Below are 17700 nucleotides of genomic sequence, written 5' to 3' on the forward strand. Positions count from 1 at the left end.
AGGCACGCCCCGGTCATCGCATCACTGCCTTCACCCGGCTCAAGATCTCGCGGCGTTGGTCTCGTCAGCCAATGCAGCCTCCACCCGCCCACTTCCTTGGAAGTGTTCAGGAGGGCAGATCATGAGATGCCCAAGCTCCCGGTCGTAAAGAGCCGCCAGTCCCGCGTTAGTGGACAACCCTCACAGGTCGCAGGGGCCTTGATCCCTGATAACACTCAACATCCTTGGCGGGATGACGTGGGGAAGGTTTTAAGAGTTTACTTCGAGAGGAGTTCGATCATGGCATTGGTCGGTAGACGAGACGGGCGAAATTTTGGCTATGGCCGGCAGTTGAGTTATGCCGGGCCACAAGCGCTAAAAGATCTGTTTGGCGGCGGGCACTACGGGACGGTCAAAGCGCACAGTGATCGCTGGCAGGCGTTTGTGCGGTGGTGCCGGTCGGAGGATGGACCAGGACTTAACGATGCGCGACAAATTGATCGGCAGACCTTGCTGGATTACGCCGGGCATCTGCGTCAGCAAGTTGAACAAGGCGCTATCGGCATTGCCACCGCGCAAAACCGATTGTCCAGCGTGAACCGAACCATGGCCGCGCTTCGCGGTGATCCGTATGTGAGAGTGCCAAGTCCGAGCAAGGCGTTGGGAATGCAGCGCACCAGTGTTCGTCGCTCGGTGCCGCAAGGCCAAGACCGCGAACACGTGAAGCGGATCGTCGACGAGCTTTGCGAACATCAGCAACCGCGTGCTGCGGCCATAGCTCAGTTAGCGCGAGCCACCGGCATGCGTTTACGTGAGGCGATTTTGGCCGACCTTCCTCGACTGCAACGGGAAGCCGAGCAACTCGGGAGGATCAACATCCAGGACGGCACCAAAGGTGGCCGCGGCGGAGCAACAGCACCTCGCTGGATCATGGTGGATGACCATGTTCGCGAAGCACTCAGATATGCCGAGCAGGTCTTACCGCATGGCAGCCGCAACCTACTGGCACCGAACGAAAGCTACCTTGATTTCCAACAGGGAATCGTCCGCCCCGCACGGGAGGTCCTCCATATACACAACCTCAAAGGCTTCCACGAATTGCGGGCAGCCTATGCGTGCGAACGCTACGAGCAAATCACCCAGCATCTTGCACCCATCAACGGTGGCAGGTGCTGCCAGCTAGACCGACGCCTCGATCAGGAGGCACGCGCACAAATCAGCTATGAGCTGGGGCACGGTCGTATCGACGTGGTTTCGGCGTACATCGGCGGCCGACCATGAGCAAACCATTCGATATAGAGTTGTTTCTAACGGGCGTGCTGGCGGGATCACCTGTAACACGACAACGCCACCTTCATCAGGCAAGGGCAATCCAGACAGCAATCAATGAGCGATGGCACTGCGACAACCCATGGGTTTGGCAACGGAAGCATCTCGCATGGTTTCTGGATTACCGTATAAACAATCACACAGAACCTACCCGCTATTATTACCTGCTGACTATTCATTTGCTCACTCTTCGCTTAGGGAAAACCTGGAAGTTCAAATGTTAGGTGGAGGCCCTAAACGGGACAAAAACCGTTGGCGACAGAACATAGCTAGCACTGGGATTGAAAATAGCTTGCGTCAACATGAAATTCGCGCAACATTTAGGTAAAAAATAAGCTAGAGGGATAATAATGCTAAAAGGAATCGACAAGCTCCAGCGTCAACTTGCAGATGCACAAAAGGTACTTCAATCACTCGAAGGCGATCTTTGTACAGTGAATTTTAATCCTCACGATCCCGTGAGTATTGAAGGTGCGATTCAGCAGATATCAAATCTCATAGATGAGCGTGTGGGAACCTATACGTCAAATCCAATAATCAGCTCCTTGGCAGAGCAGATGAAAGAGCGATATAGGGAAAAGATCATAGAACGGGCTGCCGCAGCGCGACTGTTAGAGGAAGAAAAATAGTGGCCATCGACCTCTTTGCTCAGATCAACAATGCGGTTATAGATCTACAGAGCTCACAACATCAGACCTTCGAACAACCGCTAAAAAAACTGGCCCGCCTACTTCGCGATCCGGCGCTTGACGCTAGCAACAATGAATTGATATCGGGGCTAGATCTCGAAGCATTCTTGGAAGCGAGCGAACGGTCTGGCGGCGGCATGGGGAATCATAAACTTGCTTGGCCAGAATCAGATGACGACAAACAACGACTAGGTCTCACCCTACTGCTAATCGAAAAACTCGCTGAAGATCCAAAATACGCCATTAATTTCGGTCACCACTACTTTAGCTCGGGCAGTAGAAAGCTTATTTCAGGTGTCCATGGATTTACTGGACAGATAATCGCCCCATTTGTGCGGGATTATAAAGTCTATGTCGAATCTCAGGGAGAGGTTAAACCGCAGTTGAAAATATCAAAATCTAATAAAGTATTTATTGTTCATGGCCATGACGAGGCTGCATTACAAGGTCTCGCGCGCTTCCTAGAAAAGCTCGGCTTAGAAGCGATTATCCTTAGGGAACAACCCGATCGAGGCCAGACGATTATTGAAAAATTTGAACATTCGGCTGATGTAGGTTTCGCGGTAATATTGTTAACACCCGACGATGTTGGTGGTTCAATAAAAGCTGACGTGAGCGATGCTCGCGCACGTCAAAATGTCATTTTTGAACTTGGATTCTTTGCCGGAAAACTTGGGCGCGGCCGTGTTTGTTTGCTTCGCAAGGGGCAGGTGGAAATACCATCTGATTTGTTTGGTGTAATTTATACCGACATGGACTCGGCTGAAGCCTGGAAGATGAAACTGGTACGAGAGTTGAAAGCGGCTCAGTTAGATTTTGATGCTACTAAGTTTTGGTAGCCAAGTAAAAATCTAGCCCCCTTACCGACTCCTAAATTGTAAGCAGCGGGAGTGCTACCGGCCATATAGACCGATAGCTCTCCAAACTATTTTAATCAGAGGCTACCAAAGTCAATACTTCCATTGTTTATAATGGACCGATAGACTTTTCACCTAGCTGAATCAACTTAAATTTAACGCCCTCGGTAGACTCTTTAAAAACCGGCTCGGAATCATCAAATGATGCTGCAACAATACTTTGCAAACCTGTGGATGAAGAAAGCATTTGGAGAAGAGCATGCTGGCTCTTAGTGGCCATTGAGTGCTGTCCAGGCTCATCAAATAAAATGAAACCGGGGTGATTGGCTTTGATCGTTGGATGTGCCGAGGTTTGATGGATAGCTATCAGGTATGCCCAAATCAATCGTACAAAATCACTTGCACTGGAGTCTGCTGCCATGCTGTTTTGATTTTTATTACTTCTATACTGATGGATAGCCTTTTCGGACTCCGAGTTCTTTTCTCTAATAACCCGGAGCTCTATACGTGATAAGAATGGTAACAGGCTATCAAAATCTAGTTCAATATCTCCTACAGGGGCACTGTGATAATCAAAGGTTCCAACATTTGCTCTGAACATTTTCCCAAACAAGTTTAGAGTCTTAGTATCCTGCTCCGAGTAATGTTCTTTAGGTAAAAACAAACGCTGGTCTTGGTTGTTTTTTAGCTGAAGAGATAAAGAACCAAAACGTTTTTTTAGCTCATCAAACTTCGTATCGAAGCCATTAATTTTTTCGATTTCAGACTCAAGATGCATCTGTTTTCTTAACAGAGTTCGAGTGCCGGCGGTTCCATTTGTTACATCAGAGCGCAATGCTGCCAATATTGACCTAGATTTCGCAATCCGTTGACGTATACCTTCCCCTTCTTCTTCTAGATTTTGAATAGTCAACCTTATCCCTTGCTGTTGACGCTCTAACATTTTCAATTGGCTATCAAGATAATCGATATTTGTTTCAATACTCATTTTAGAGGTGAGTACGCCACCGCCGGTCAGAGAGTCATCTACATATTGAAAACAGGTGGGGCATTGTTCTTTGGCTATATAGAGCCCCTGCTCCGCTCCAAATTTTTGCAATTTCAAGGTGGACTTATTTCTAAGCAACTCCTCACTCGCCTGCTCAGCTAACTGTTTGTTGGTAGCTAAGGATGAACGATGGATAGCTAAGGTGCTCACGCTAATTTCATAAAGCCCTACTAGCCTATTGAGCTCTGCGCTATTTACATCTATTGCCGATACAACCTCTGGACTTACACCATCTTTAAGCTTATTCATTTCGAGCTCTTGCCTTTCATAATCAGCACGGAGCTGGCTTATATAGTCGGAAAGAGAGAACTTAGTTTGCCCCACTCGCTTATAAACAGCTATATTATCCGAATCAAGCGCCGAAGTTACTCGTAACGGCACCCCTTGAATCTCTATCCCTTCACCAGCCGCTCTTGATTCGCGAAGCAGCTCTTTATATGAGTCATTCCAAGCATTATCTATCTCAACTGACTCATAATTAAGCTCACTTCGTTTCGCATCAGCCTCAAATACATTCAGACCTAACAAAAACTCAACTACCTTCACCCGCACATCGCGAATTCCATAGTGCGGTATGTTTGCAATATAGTCAGTCCAGCCCCTTTTTTGTTCAACCGCAAGAGCGGCAAAAATCGCCTGGAGATATAACTTAACCTGTTTACCCGAAGAGTTTTGCACTTGCGGCAGATTGAAACCTAAAAACTTCTCCAGAAAATTATGAAAGCCCTCTTCATAAATTGCACTTCCACCATCGTGGAGATATTTGAAAGATGATTGCAACGGTAATTTTCCAGTGAGGAAAGCCCCATCCAACACCTCCACCAACTTAGCATTTCGTGTCTGATCCGTAATAGCACGACGAAACGTTCGAACATCCCCCAGCTTATTTTCAACCTCTAAATAAACCTCTGACTGTGTTATTGGTATTTTTTTGTCGTCATATTCAAAGTAGTCTTTAACTGCATATGGCAGTGATGACTGATTTTTACCACCAATCAATTCCTCCATGCCAAGTGAATATAGAATACTGTTAAATACAGTACTCTTCCCAGATGAGTTTGATCCTTTTATGATTGTCAGCGCGCGATCAAACTCAAGAAAAAAACCAAAATCACCTTCTTGAGTAGTAATCTTAAGCTTTAATGCCCTAATAATCATAAGGCATCCCATCCTTTCGCCACTGAATCAACCATTTTTTCTGAAATCCCTTTTCCAATTATTCTTAAGGACGTTTTTTCTGGAGATAAAAGATCTTTATCTTTAAGCAAAAAGCTCAAAAAATCTTGTCCCTTGACAGATAATTCCACCCCGGTCGACAAAGCAGTAACTAGTTGATCCTCTACAGCAAATTTCAAAGCTATTGCCAAAGCAGGATCGAACCCCCAAACAGGTAAAGTTAACACTCCTTTACGAGAAGCTTCTTTTAGACTAGCCAATCTTCTTTCTGACTTCAATGCCCAGTTAAACAAATGAAGTTTAAGCAAACTACATTTTTCCGCGCGACCGCAAAGATGTAAAACAAGGAGTATCTGCGAGATTTTATATAATGTTCTATGCTCAGCAAGTACAGGCATGGGTCGCTGCGTGAACTTTAATTTCATCATGACTATTTACTCAAAGTCTAATTCACAAGCGGCGAGCCAACGTGCAACTGTATGCCTAGTTATTTCGCTCGCGAGAGTATGATCTACGCCCGGCCGTAACTCAGAGACGATCCTTTCCGCCAACTTATCGGTAACTTTTTCGATAAGTGATTCAGCGGTACCCGACCAAGTAAACGCCCACTCCTTTACGTCCTGCTCAAAAACAGACAACAACCTTACAAGTCTAAAATAAATTGTGGGGGAAGCGGCATTTAAAGCGTTAAAGTAATTATCATGTTCGAGAAAGGTTTGCAGCGTAAAATTATATAACCGACCAACTAGCTTTTCTGATGGAGGATCCATTTTCTCAACTAATCGAAGTGCAGACTTTCTTAAGAGGTGTTGCTCATACAGTTCAGGGTCAGAGTCGAGTAGCGGTAGAGAAGTCACCTGGTTTCCAAAACTGATAGCTACTCCATTCAAACTGCGCTGCTCATTTATTTCGCGAAGGTAAAAATCCGCATCATGCAAATGTATTGTGAAATTAGGATGCAATATATCGAGACCCCAGTCACGCGCCTCAACTTCTTTAACTTTAGCGTGGGAAAGCAGGTTGTGATGATTGATTTCAGGAGATACAAAGCACCACTCTTTTATCTGCGTACCTCCTAGACGGCCTTTGAGCTCAAGTTGAAACTTCTTCAACTTGTTTACATCATCAGTGATTTTTCTTTTTTGCTTGTCTAGCAATACTTGTTGAGTATAAATCCTATCAGGACAGTAGCACTGGAATGCACGTCCGGTATTAATTGTATAGCCTTCTATACCGAAGTCTCCTGGCGAAGCTGGCATCTCCTGATAGCCATCAATGCCATGCTTACTCTTGAAAACTAACTGGCATAAATTCTCCCATGTATCGCCATTGAATGGGCCCAATTTTGTAATGAACATCAGATGGCTATCCCTTCCGCTTTAGATATATACCATTACGATCACAAGTCCATAAAATGGCTAATGGCCATGTCAATTCTAGTGCAATTGACAATTTTTCGCTATTTTTTTCTATATACTAAAAAATCTGCATCTATAGAAAGCTGATCGATACATTCACTAAAGAACTACGTTTCCATTCATTAACCACTCTTCCCTAAACAAAAATATTTTCACTCACTAAAAATAGCTATCATTACAGAAGGGTATTTTTAGAGGTAGCAACTATATTTTTCTAAAAAAAATCTCGTACTTTCATAGTATTAGGATGCTATTCGACTTCTGGTGCCGCACCATACAAAACGAAGCCCTCGCAGAAATGCGGGGGCTTTGTTGTTTCTGGGGTGTTCATATTCTGTCTACGCCTGGCGCCCCAACTGAACAAGCCGGTGAGCCTCCAGAAAGATCAATTCCTGTAGCGAAGTCCCGCCTTCAGCGTTTTATGCAGAATTATGGGTAGCCAATAATTATGGCGTATCTATAAAAAGAGCTAATTCATGAGCACATGCCGCTGCGGCCCCGAATTTTCGTACACCCATATCAGCTTGCCTCCCCATCCTCCACCCCGCTAACCTCCCCCAGTCGCTGCAAAATCAGCGGCCGGATGTGGAAGTCCGTACTATGGCTAAAGGCGCTCAAACGCCCATGAACACCTGCCGGCGTTTTTTTTCGCCTGTATTCTTGTGTTATGGCGGCTGTGTGCGGGGCACTTCGGTGCGCCGGGTTCCTTTAGCCCCGGTCTTCCACACCTGCGCACAGCTGCCACCCTCATGTGGAAGTGAGATTGGCAGTTCCTGAATCGCTAAAGGAGCTTCGCCATGTTCAAGGTCACACCCAACCCGCCTCAAGCCCCAATCGACGCCAAGCTTCATGCCGCCGCACAGCGGGCGATTGATCATTACTTGCACCCATCAGACGATGCAGAACCTGCGGCGCGTCCAGGCAGTAATCTGTTCTCCGTTTCGCCCGATGTGGATACCGAAACGCTGCTGGCCAATGCCGCAGAAACCCTCTCATCAGCCAACGAGATGGTCTCGAATCTGGCATTTGAGTTGGAAGGATCACAAAGGGCAGTGGCATTGGGGATTCAGCAACTGATTGAGTTGAGTTCAATGCTGGTAGATCGAGCGTTGGAACAAGTCGCGCCTGCAACCCGTTAATTTCGACAGGCCAACAAAAAACGCCCCGAACGATCACTGTCCGGGGCGTTTTTCGTTCAACCGCTTCGCTTAGTGCCCAGCACTCTGCCCACCGTCCACATGCAGAATTTCCCCGGTCACAAACCCAGCCGATTCCAGGTACACAATCGCCTGCGCAATATCCCGCGCTTCACCCATGTGCCCCACCGGATGCAGGCTGCCCAACGCCGCATGCGTCTCTTCCCCATGCATCGGCGTCTTGATAATCCCAGGGCTCACCGCATTCACGCGAATCCCGCGCTTGGCGTATTCAATCGCCAGCGATTTGGTCGCCGAATTCAGTCCGCCTTTGGTCAGCGATGCCAGCACCGACGGCACGCCATCAATCGCGTGGTCCACCAGGCTGGTGGTGATGTTGACGATGTGCCCGGCGCCCTGTTTCAGCATCTCGGTAATCGCCAGTTGGGTGATGTAGAAGAACCCGTTCAGGTTCACCGCCAACACGTTTACGTAGTCTTCGTGGGTGTAGCTGGTGAACGGTTTGGCAACGAAGATCCCGGCGTTGTTGATCAGGCTGTCGATGCGGCCAAAACGCGCTACGCCTTCGCGGATGACGCGCTCGGCGGTGGCCGGGTCGGCGATGTCGCCGGCCACGGTGAGGATGTCCGGATCAGTCGACGGTTTGATCGAACGGGAGGTGGCAACCACGCGGTAATCCAGCTCGCGGTAAGCCTTCACTGCAGCAGCGCCGAGGCCTTGGGATGCGCCGGTGATCACAACGACTTTTTTCGAATTGCTCATGATGAAACCTCTATATGGAAAATGGGATGGTTCAAGCAGCCGCGGCGGACATTTCCCGCAGCATCTGTTCGTAGTAACTGACGGATTGCGACCCGGAGACCAGCTGGCGGCCATTGAGGACCATGGCCGGTACGGAGTTGATGCCGTGCTCGCGGTAGAACGCTTCCAGCTCGCGCACTTCATTGGCGTAGGCGGTAGAGCCCAGCACCCGTCGTGCGCCTTCAATATCCAGCCCGGCCTCGGCGGCCAGACCCGCCAGGGTTTCGTGATCACTGACGTTCTGGCCATCGCTGAAATACCCGCGCAACAGCGCCTTTTTCAGCTCGAGCTGGCGCCCTTGCTGCAAAGCCCAAAACAGCAACCGATGGGCGTCGAAGGTGTTGTAGAAGTGGCTGCGCTTTTCCAGGTCGAAGGTGAAGCCGATGGCCGCGCCTCGCTCCATCAACATCCTTTTGCCGCTGGCAACTTCCTCGGCGCTGCGCCCGTATTTGCGCATCATGTGGGCAACGGCATTTTCGCCTTCGGCCGGCATGTCGGGGTTGAGCTCGAAGGGTTTGAAGGTCAGTTCAACCTTCACTTCGCCCGCCAGGTTGTCGATGGCTTGCTCCAGGGCGGTGGCGCCGAGGGCGCACCATGGGCACACCACGTCGGAGATGAAGTCGATGGTGACAGGCGTGCTCATGACGGGTTTTCCGCGAGCTGTTTGCGGTACTGGGTGGTGGTGATGCCGGCGTAGCCCCAGTTATCGGTGTCGACTTCTTCGATGACGATGTGGGTCAGGTCCGGGCGTTTGTTGAGGACGCGTTCGAGGGTTTCGGTGATTTCGGCAATGACCTGGGCTTTCTGCTCCGAGGTAACGCCGTCGCGGGTGATACGTACGCTGACAAATGGCATGACAAGGCTCCAGTGACTTGCCCATCGACATGGTGGGCAGGCAGTGAGGCCAATTTAAGAGGTTGCTTGAGGTGGATAAAGGTGGGTCGGAGTACTTCATTAGTGATGCTATGTAATCAATCGAGACGTCCGGCGCTGCGTTTTTTTACTGCTCCCTGGAATAACCGCCCTCCCCGCGCGTCTTGCCTACAGGCTTAAGGCAGGCTGCAAACGCCTTGAGTGCTGGCCGATAACCCCTCACTTACGGACGTGCCCCACATGCTTAAATCCACATTCAAAACCCTGTTGCTGCCTACGCTCATGGCCGCCGCGATGCTCACCGGCCAGGCCTATGCCGCCACCCCGGCGCTGTCGGACACCACCGTGGTGCTGGTGCACGGCGCCTTTGCCGATGGCTCCAGCTGGAACAAGGTGATTCCGTTGTTGCAGGCCAAAGGCTTGAAGGTGGTGGCGGTGCAAAACCCGCTGACGTCCCTGGCAGATGATGTGGCCGCCGCCCAGCGGGTGATTGATGCCCAGAGTGGGCGAGTGGTTCTGGTGGGCCATTCGTGGGCCGGCAGTGTAATCACTCAGGGCGGCACCAGCGACAAGGTCAAGGCACTGGTTTATGTGGCCGCGTTCGCGCCGTCCGAGGGCCAGAGCTCTGCCGAGTCCGAGAAAGGCTACCCAACCCCGCCGGGTATCGAGACCATCAGTGCCGACGCTTCCGGCTACCTGTATTTGCCCGCCGCGTCCGTGGCGAAAAACTTCGCCCAGGACTTGCCTGCCGACCAGGCCAACCTGATTGCCGTGACCCAGGGGCCGATTCTGGGCAAGGCGTTCGACGATAAAATCACGGTCGCCGCCTGGAAAACCAAACCCAACTATTACATCGTCGCCGCCAAGGACCGCATGATCGACCCGGGCCTGGAGCAGGCCTACGCGAAGAAAATCAATGCCACCACCACCGTGGTGCAAACCAGCCATGTGCCGATGCTGTCGCAGCCGCAAAAGGTCGCAGATGTGATCATCACAGCCGCCAGCAAGCGCTGATCATAGGCATAAAAAAACCCCGAACCAGTCGGGGTTTTTTATCGCCTTGAATCAGGCGCGACGCCGAATCAATTAGAAAACGTTGATTGGGTAGTCGGCGAACAGGCGGATCTCGTTACCACCCACGTTGTAGTTGCTGGCGTTGTTGGAAACGCGCAACCACGACGCACGGGCACGCAGGCTCAGGTCTTTCGCCGGGCCGCTCTGTACTACGTATTTGAACTGGTTGAAGATTTCACGCTCGGTGCCACTGCCGCGGTTGGAACCGTCGTCAATGTTGGTGCCGCGCACGTAGGCGATGTTGTAGGTCAGGCCAGGCACGCCGAAGGCGCTGAAGTCCAGGCCGTAGCCTGCTTGCCAGGAGCGCTCGTCCTTGCCGTTGAAGTCAGACCAGTAGGAGTTGGCCAGCAGGATGGTGTTGCCACCGTCGCCGATGCCGCCTGCGTTGCGGTAGCCGCCGTACAGGTAACCGGTGTCACCGGTGCTGCGCTGGTGAGCCACGGTGAAGCTGTGCGGGCCAACGGCCCACGTGGCGCCCAGGCTCCAGATTTTGTTGTCGCGAGCGTCGGCGTCACCTTGGTTTTCCAGGGCGAAGCTACGGTCGAGCTTGGTCTTGTAGCCGTTGAAGTCGAAGGTCAACGATTGCTTCTCTGGCAGGGCCAGCACGTAGTTGACGTTGACGTATTGCTTCTTCAGCACGTCCTGCATGTTGGAAGCGTAGAGCGCTGCCGACAGGCTTTCGGTGAATTTGTAGCTACCGCCGATGTAGTCGATGCTTTTCAGCGCGCCACTGTCGGAACCCTCGGCGCTCTTGCGAGCTTCCTTGGTGAAGTGACCAGCGTCCAGCTGCAGGCCGGCGATTTCCTTGGAGACGATCGAGGTACCGGTATAGGTTTCGGACAACAGGCGGGAGTTGTCGTATTCCAGGACCGGCACGGCTGGCATCTGATCACCGTACTTGATCACGGTGTTGGAGATGCGTGCCTTGACGGCAGCGCCGCCCTTGGCCAGGTCGTTGGCCGCTTCGCCGCTGTCGCCTTGCTTGAAGAAGTCGATACCGCCAGCGCCGCTGCGACCTTTACCACCATCCAGGCGAATGGCGTATTGGCCGATCACGTCCACACCCACACCAACGGTGCCTTGGGTGAAACCGGATTCGAACTTGCCGATGAAGCCCTGGCCCCATTCGGCTTTGTCTTGCTTGCCGTTTTTGTAGTCGCGGCTGATGTAAGCGTTGCGTGCCGCGATGTTCAGGTGGCTGTCTTCAACAAAACCCTTCGATTGGGATTGGTCGTCAGCCATTGCTTGCGTAGCGCTCAAAATCCCCAGAGCGATCAGCCCCATCCGTTGCTTCAACATTTTCTTATATTCCTTATTACTGGTTGAGTACGCGCTGTGACACCAGGCTCCGTGTTGCTTTTCTGGTGTCGACTTTCCCAGATAAAAAAAGGCCCGCGGACGACGTGAAATGCCGCGGGCCTTTTTTTATTGGGGAAGTCATGGCGGTTAGCCACAGGCGTTGGGGCGAATCCTATCCGCGCCCTTTACTGTGTGTCAATTTCGTGAATCTTCTGTATTTAGGCTAAAAAAGTCTAAGAACCATTAAATAGCCATCATTGCGCAAGGCTCTATCAAGCGCTTCCTGGATCTGCACACCCCTGCAGGCCACACATTGGTGCACTCGATTGGGTGGGTTGAATCGAAATTGCGACTCTTTGTCTCAGCCACTCAACGAAGGCTTCTGGCTTGCCCAACCAGGGGCTGATATCGAGCAATTGCAGCTGCCCATTCTGCTCCAGGGCCAGCGTGGGGAAGCCCTGGCCACCGACTTTTGCCAGCCATTGGCGGCTGTCATTGATGTGCGCTTGAGTTGCTGCGCCAAGGATTTCACTGAAAGCGGCGGTGAAGGCTTGGGGATCCAAACCGATGGATTCGGCCAGGGTCAGCAGCACGTCCTTATCGGCAATTCGGCGACCTTCGACGTAGTGCGCCGTTTGCAGACGCGCCAATAATTCCAGCCCGCGACCGGCAATTTTTTCTGCCGCCAGCACGGCGCTGGTCGGCGGGGCTGAATCGAACACCGCACCGTGGTCCCGCAACAAACCTTCGAAATACGCCTCGCCAAACGGTTGCCCGGTGTACTCGGCGATGCGCCGGTCGTGGGGCATTACGTAGTCACGCAACTGCGGCGATACGGATTGGCGATTCGCGCCGGTCATCATGCCGCCGCCATGCAACTGGATCGGTAACACGCTCCGGGCGGCGCTCAGCAGCGGCTCGGCGCCGTAACACCAACCGCACAGCGGGTCGTAAATGTAGTGAAGTGTGGCTGCCGACATGACGGGCTCCGATGGATGTTGATGATCGGCAGATTAGTCTTACGCACAATTGGGAAAAACCCCGGATCGGCTTTCAGACTGTTCCGAGAATCGGTCGAATACCCTTGAAAAACATACGCCGTAACATTTTTCAGAAAGGTCCGCCCAGGAATAGATAACCTGCGCAAATAGTAAGCATTACCATTAACGCGCTTTTATTCTGCCAACCTTTTTGGATACACACCCCGATGCCTGCCCTTCGCCTGACGCCCATGACCCTTGGGCTCTCTGTCCTGCTGTCTGCCGGATTTACCTGCGCTGCCACTGTCCTGCCGGAAACCTCCGTGAGCGCCGAAGCTGAAGAGGACGACCCGCGCGTCAAGGAAACCAGCACCGCCACCCGCACCGCCACACCCGTGCGTTATGTGCCCCAGGCCATCGACTCGGTAAAAACCGACAACCTGCGTTCCTACGGCACCAATGACCTGGGCCAGGCCTTGAGCGGTATACCCAACGTCAGCAGCGGCGCCGACACACGGTTCGACAGCCTGCGCATCCGCGGCTTCGACGCCAGCAACGACTTCTACCTGGACGGCGTTCGCGACGACAGCCAATACGTGCGCGACCTGCACAACATCGAACGCATCGAAGTACTCAAGGGCCCGGCAGCCGTGTTATACGGCCGCGGCGGCCAAGGTGGCATCGTCAACCGGGTGAGCAAGCTGCCCCAGGCCGGTCGCGCCTCCAGCATCGAGGCCCAGGGCGGCAGCAATGATTTGCGCAGCCTGTACGCCGACCTCAGCACCGACCCCACCGACACCATCAGCCTGCGCCTGAACATGGGCAACCAGGACAACAACAGTTTCCGCGACGGCGTCAGCGGCAATCGCCAACTGTTTGCGCCGTCCATGAGCTGGCAACTGAGCCCCGACCTGAACTGGCTGGTGCAGTACGAATACAGCCGCTACAACCGCACGCCGGACCGGGGCATTCCCGGGGTCAATGGGCGGCCGGCGGATGTCAGCCGCGGCACCACTTATGGTGACAAGCGCGATTACATCGACGACACGTCACAATCCCTGCGTTCGCGGCTTGCCTATGAGCTGAACGACAGTTGGCAACTGCGCCATACGTTGGGCGTGTTCACCCTAAACAGCGACTTCGATAACACCTACGCCGTCAGCTACGACCCAAAAACCGGCAAGGTCGGGCGCCAGCGCTGGCAGCAGGACTTGACCACCCGCAACATCCTCAACAACGTCGAACTGGAAGGCGGCTTCACCACCTTCGGCCTGGAGCATCGCTTGCTCACCGGAGTGGAATTGGGCAACCAGCGCCGTGACCCGAAACTCTATCGAGCGCCGCTCGCCGCTGTACCGAGCGTGGATGTGTACAACCCCAACCCGGACCTGCGCCACTACGGTCGCCTGCCGGCATTCAGCAGCAGTCACACCGAAGCGCAAAGCCAGGGCGTGTATGTGCAGGACCAACTGCGCCTGAACGATCAATGGCAACTGCTCGCCGGTTTGCGCTATGACCGCTTTGATGTGGAGTCCACCAACAAGCTGACCAAGGCCTCGGAGCAGGTCGTGAGCCACAGCACCAGCCCGCGCGTGGGCCTGGTCTGGACGCCGCTGGAACACCATTCGTTCTATGCCTCGTGGAGCAAGACGTTCTCGCCGACCGGCGGCGGCCTGATCGGCATCACGCCCAATGCCACGGGCAACGCCAACGACCTGAGCCCGGAGCTGACCAAACAGAAGGAAATCGGGGTCAAGAGCGACTGGCTCGACGACCGCCTGAGCACCACCCTGGCGGTGTATGAACTGGAGCTCTACAACCGCCGCACCCGCGACCCGCTGGACCCGACCATCACCCTGCTCAGCGGCGAGCAGCGTTCCCGTGGCGTGGAGTTGACCGCTACCGGCAAGGTCGTCGGCAACTGGTACGTGCGCGGTGGCGTCGGCCTGCAGGACGCCACGGTGGTGAAAGACAACAATGGCTTTGAAGGCAAGCGCATCAGCGACGTGGCCAAGCGCAACGCGAGCCTGTTCGTCACCTGGAAACCGGAGATGGGCTGGTACGCGGAAACCGGGCTGACGCTGGTGGGTGAGCGCTATGCGGATAACGCCAACACGGTATTGTTGCCGGGCTATGGGCGTTGGGACGCACTGGCCGGGTTTCGGCAGAAGGAATGGGATGTACGGGCGGCGCTGAACAATATCAGCGACAAGACGTACTACGCGTCAGCGACGAGTGCGGCGCAGATTCAGTTCGGCGACCCGCGCAGTCTGGTGGTGACCGGAACCTACAGTTTCTAACAGGCTTGCGTGGCGAGGGAGCTTGCTCCCGCTGGGGTGCGAAGCGCCCCCAAAATAGGCGACTGTGTTTTTTCAGATAGAACTCGATGATCTGTTTTGGGGCTGCTGCGCAGCCCAGCGGGAGCAAGCTCCCTCACCACAAGGTCCAGTGCAACATTGAAAACAACCGTCAGCCTTGCATCAATTCACACAACACCTGCACCTCGTCCTCGCTGAACAGCCCCGCCGGGTACCGTTCGCTCATCACCCGGCGCGGGTCGGGCGTCCTGATCTGCCGCGAACCGTTTGCCTTCAACCAGAGCGCCAGCGCGTGGATCGCGTCACCGTTCACCCGCAAAGGGTGGAACGTGCGCGTGTACATCAGGTTGATATCGGCATTCATTTCAGCGCTCTCTCCGACGGCATGAGCGGCTAACTTACTCAAGGTTTATGACAGAACCGCTTAGTCATACACCGTGCTGTGTGTCGCAACAGCGATACAAGAGCTATGCCAATGTGCCCGGTTTGTCGGCACTTGCACACAAAAAAGCCCGCGAACCTGACGGGCCGCGGGCTTGCTGTGAGCGCGCAAAACATGGCGCACTCGATTGCCGTTAAACCCGGCACCAGGCTGTTACAAGTGCACTCAGTTTTTGTGCGGGGCCGGCTGTTGCTGGGTCAGACAGTGGATGTTGCCGCCCCCCAGTAACAGTTCGCGGCCAGGCACCATCACCACTTCATGCTGCGGGAACAGGCTCTGCAGAATCTCCTTGGCGCGGCTGTCCAGCGGGTCGTCGAAGCTCGGCGCGATGATGCCGCCGTTGACGATCAGGAAGTTGACGTAGGAACCGGCCAACCGCACGGTGGGATTGCGCTCCTGGGTGCCGTCTACCGGGTCCACGCCTGCGCATTCTTCCTCGGTGGCGTACAGCGGCCCCGGGATCGGCATTTTATGCACTGTGAACGAGCGGCCCTGGGCGTCGGTGCTGCTTTGCAGTACGTCCATGGCGGCATGGCAGCGCGCATAGTTCGGGTCTTGCGGGTCGTCGGTCCAGGCCAGCAACACTTCGCCTGGGCGTACGTAGCAGCAGAAGTTATCCACATGCCCGTCGGTTTCGTCGTTGAACAGGCCATCCGGCAACCAGATGATTTTATCCACCGCCAGGCTGGCGCTGAGCACCACTTCGATTTCCTCACGCTGCAGGTGCGGGTTGCGATTGCGGTTAAGCAGGCATTCTTCGGTGGTGATCAGGGTGCCTTCGCCGTCGACGTGGATCGAACCGCCTTCCAGCACAAACCCTTCGGTGCGATAACGCGGGCTGCGCTCGATCTCGAGGATCTTGCCGCCCACCTGGGAGTCGCGGTTCCACGGCGAGTACAAGCCGCCATCAAAACCGCCCCAGGCGTTGAAGTCCCAGTTCACACCGCGCACTTCACCGCTGTTGTTGATCACGAAGGTCGGCCCGGTATCGCGGACCCAGGCGTCGTCGCTGGACATTTCCACCAGGCGAATATTCGGCACGTCCAGGCGCGCCCGGGCGTTTTCGTACTGGCCGGCCGAGACCGCCACGGTCACCGGTTCAAAACGTGCGATGGCCTTGGCCACCGCCACATGGGCGGCCTGCGCCGGCTTGCCGCCCAGGCGCCAGTTGTCCGGGCGCTCGGGCCAGATCATCCAGGTCTGGGTCTGTGGCGCCCATTCGGCAGGCATGTAGAAGCCGTCGGCGCGGGGGGTACTGTGCAAAGTGGTCATGGCGATTCAGGACTCCAGGGAACCGTCGAGGGTTTTAAGCGCACCATACAGGTTCGGACGGCGGTCGCGGAACGAACCCCAGGCGCTGCGAATGTGTTCAAGTTCATCGAGATCGAAGCGGTGCACCAGGATGCCTTCTTCGGTTTCGTTGAGTTCTTCTACTTTCTCGCCGAACTGATTGGCGATGAAGGACGAGCCGTAGAAGGTGATGTCGTAGCCGTCTTGCTCCTCGTTACCGATGCGGTTGCTGGCGATCAGCGGCATCAGGTTGGCGCCGGCATGGCCTTGCTGTACCCGCTGCCAGTGGTCACGGGACGAAATTGTCTTGTCGTGGGGCTCGCTGCCGATGGCGGTCGGGTAGAACAGGATTTCCGCGCCTTGCAGCGCCATGCTGCGGGCGGCTTCCGGGAACCACTGGTCCCAGCAGATGCCCACGCCGATCTTCGCATAGCGGGTGTTCCACACCTTGAAGCCGGTGTCGCCGGGGTTGAAGTAATACTTTTCATGGTAGCCCGGGCCGTCCGGGATGTGGCTTTTCCGATAAATCCCGAGGTTGGAGCCGTCAGCGTCGATGATCGCAATGCTGTTGAAACGCGCGCGGCCGGCCAGTTCATAGAAACTGATGGGCAACACCACCTGCAGTTCCCGGGCGACCTTCTGGAAGTGCTTGATCGCGACGTTATCTTCAACCGTGGTCGCCAGTTGCAGGTAGTCCGGGTTCGGCTTCTGGCAGAAGTACGGGGCCTCGAACAGTTCCTGGATCAGGATGATCTGCGCGCCCTTGGCGGCGGCCTCACGCACCAGCCTTTCAGCGGTTTCGAGATTGGCATCAAGGTCCCAGGAACAAGCCATCTGGGTCGCGGCAACGGTAACGATACGGCTCATGAATCATCTCCTCGGCGGCGGGCAAGTGGACGCCTTTATAGCGGATAAAAATCGGCTTTTGAAGCTAATAAATATCCACTCATCGAAAAATGATCAAATTTTA

At 54.1% G+C, this 17700-nt stretch carries 17 protein-coding genes; 6 read left to right on the forward strand and 11 right to left on the reverse strand.

Annotated features, from left to right (window positions below; all coding sequences use genetic code 11):
* Positions 1-279: 279 nt before the first annotated feature.
* From A462_RS14530 to A462_RS14520, 3 genes are all read left to right on the forward strand, one after another.
* Positions 280-1260 carry an integrase domain-containing protein gene (locus A462_RS14530; RefSeq protein ID WP_032899448.1) on the forward strand — a complete coding sequence of 327 codons (981 nt, stop codon included), beginning with the start codon at positions 280-282 and terminating at the stop codon, positions 1258-1260.
* A gap of 398 nt (positions 1261-1658) precedes the next feature.
* The gene (locus A462_RS14525) at positions 1659-1937 is read left to right on the forward strand and encodes a hypothetical protein (RefSeq protein ID WP_008435720.1); all 279 of its coding nucleotides are present in this window, start codon (positions 1659-1661) and stop codon (positions 1935-1937) included.
* On the forward strand, positions 1937-2836 hold the full coding sequence (locus A462_RS14520; protein WP_008435723.1) for a TIR domain-containing protein: 900 nt from the start codon (positions 1937-1939) through the stop codon (positions 2834-2836). Before A462_RS14525 ends, A462_RS14520 begins: the two co-directional genes overlap by 1 nt.
* Before the next feature lie 127 nt (positions 2837-2963).
* Here the strand turns inward: A462_RS14520 and A462_RS14515 are convergent, their stop codons facing one another.
* The 3 genes from A462_RS14515 to A462_RS14510 are packed head-to-tail and all read right to left on the reverse strand — an operon-like array spanning position 2964 to position 6436.
* Positions 2964-5060 (reverse strand): ATP-binding protein, encoded by a 2097-nt coding sequence (locus A462_RS14515; protein ID WP_008435724.1) that lies wholly within the window; start codon positions 5058-5060, stop codon positions 2964-2966.
* A complete protein-coding gene (locus A462_RS33455) occupies positions 5057-5476 on the reverse strand; it encodes a hypothetical protein (protein WP_238544242.1) in 420 nt (139 codons plus the stop codon). The genes A462_RS14515 and A462_RS33455 overlap by 4 nt, the downstream gene beginning before the upstream one ends.
* A gap of 36 nt (positions 5477-5512) precedes the next feature.
* A complete protein-coding gene (locus A462_RS14510; protein ID WP_008435726.1) occupies positions 5513-6436 on the reverse strand; it encodes a hypothetical protein in 924 nt (307 codons plus the stop codon).
* A gap of 857 nt (positions 6437-7293) precedes the next feature.
* Here A462_RS14510 and A462_RS14505 point away from each other — a divergent pair.
* Positions 7294-7635, forward strand: a complete 342-nt coding sequence (locus tag A462_RS14505) for a DUF6124 family protein (RefSeq protein ID WP_003218106.1) — start codon at positions 7294-7296, stop codon at positions 7633-7635.
* Positions 7636-7704: 69 nt separating this feature from the next.
* On the opposite strand, the gene A462_RS14500 is transcribed toward A462_RS14505, so the two are convergent.
* The 3 genes from A462_RS14500 to A462_RS14490 are packed head-to-tail and all read right to left on the reverse strand — an operon-like array spanning position 7705 to position 9309.
* Positions 7705-8415, reverse strand: a complete 711-nt coding sequence (locus tag A462_RS14500) for an SDR family NAD(P)-dependent oxidoreductase (protein ID WP_003218108.1) — start codon at positions 8413-8415, stop codon at positions 7705-7707.
* A 31-nt stretch (positions 8416-8446) separates the two neighbouring features.
* Positions 8447-9097, reverse strand: a complete 651-nt coding sequence (locus A462_RS14495; RefSeq protein WP_008435730.1) for a DsbA family oxidoreductase — start codon at positions 9095-9097, stop codon at positions 8447-8449.
* Entirely contained in the window at positions 9094-9309 is a 216-nt protein-coding gene (locus A462_RS14490) for a tautomerase family protein (protein ID WP_003218111.1), read from the reverse strand. The genes A462_RS14495 and A462_RS14490 overlap by 4 nt, the downstream gene beginning before the upstream one ends.
* 258 nt (positions 9310-9567) lie before the next feature.
* Between A462_RS14490 and A462_RS14485 the strand changes: the two genes are divergently transcribed.
* Positions 9568-10341, forward strand: a complete 774-nt coding sequence (locus A462_RS14485; protein WP_008435731.1) for an alpha/beta hydrolase — start codon at positions 9568-9570, stop codon at positions 10339-10341.
* A gap of 72 nt (positions 10342-10413) precedes the next feature.
* On the opposite strand, the gene A462_RS14480 is transcribed toward A462_RS14485, so the two are convergent.
* Entirely contained in the window at positions 10414-11700 is a 1287-nt protein-coding gene (locus A462_RS14480) for an OprD family porin (protein WP_003218115.1), read from the reverse strand.
* 272 nt (positions 11701-11972) lie between these two features.
* Entirely contained in the window at positions 11973-12680 is a 708-nt protein-coding gene (locus A462_RS14475; RefSeq protein WP_008435732.1) for a DsbA family protein, read from the reverse strand.
* 227 nt (positions 12681-12907) lie between these two features.
* Between A462_RS14475 and A462_RS14470 the strand changes: the two genes are divergently transcribed.
* Positions 12908-14980 carry a TonB-dependent receptor gene (locus A462_RS14470; RefSeq protein WP_008435734.1) on the forward strand — a complete coding sequence of 691 codons (2073 nt, stop codon included), beginning with the start codon at positions 12908-12910 and terminating at the stop codon, positions 14978-14980.
* Positions 14981-15149: 169 nt separating this feature from the next.
* On the opposite strand, the gene A462_RS14465 is transcribed toward A462_RS14470, so the two are convergent.
* From A462_RS14465 to aguB, 3 genes are all read right to left on the reverse strand, one after another.
* A complete protein-coding gene (locus tag A462_RS14465) occupies positions 15150-15362 on the reverse strand; it encodes a hypothetical protein (protein ID WP_008435735.1) in 213 nt (70 codons plus the stop codon).
* A gap of 243 nt (positions 15363-15605) precedes the next feature.
* Positions 15606-16712, reverse strand: coding sequence for an agmatine deiminase (gene aguA, locus A462_RS14460; protein ID WP_008435736.1), 1107 nt, complete (start codon positions 16710-16712; stop codon positions 15606-15608).
* Between the two features lie 6 nt (positions 16713-16718).
* Entirely contained in the window at positions 16719-17597 is an 879-nt protein-coding gene (gene aguB, locus A462_RS14455; RefSeq protein WP_008435737.1) for an N-carbamoylputrescine amidase, read from the reverse strand.
* Positions 17598-17700 lie beyond the last annotated feature (103 nt).

The sequence above is a fragment of the Pseudomonas sp. Ag1 genome (assembly GCF_000278565.1).
Taxonomy (GTDB): Bacteria; Pseudomonadota; Gammaproteobacteria; order Pseudomonadales; family Pseudomonadaceae; genus Aquipseudomonas.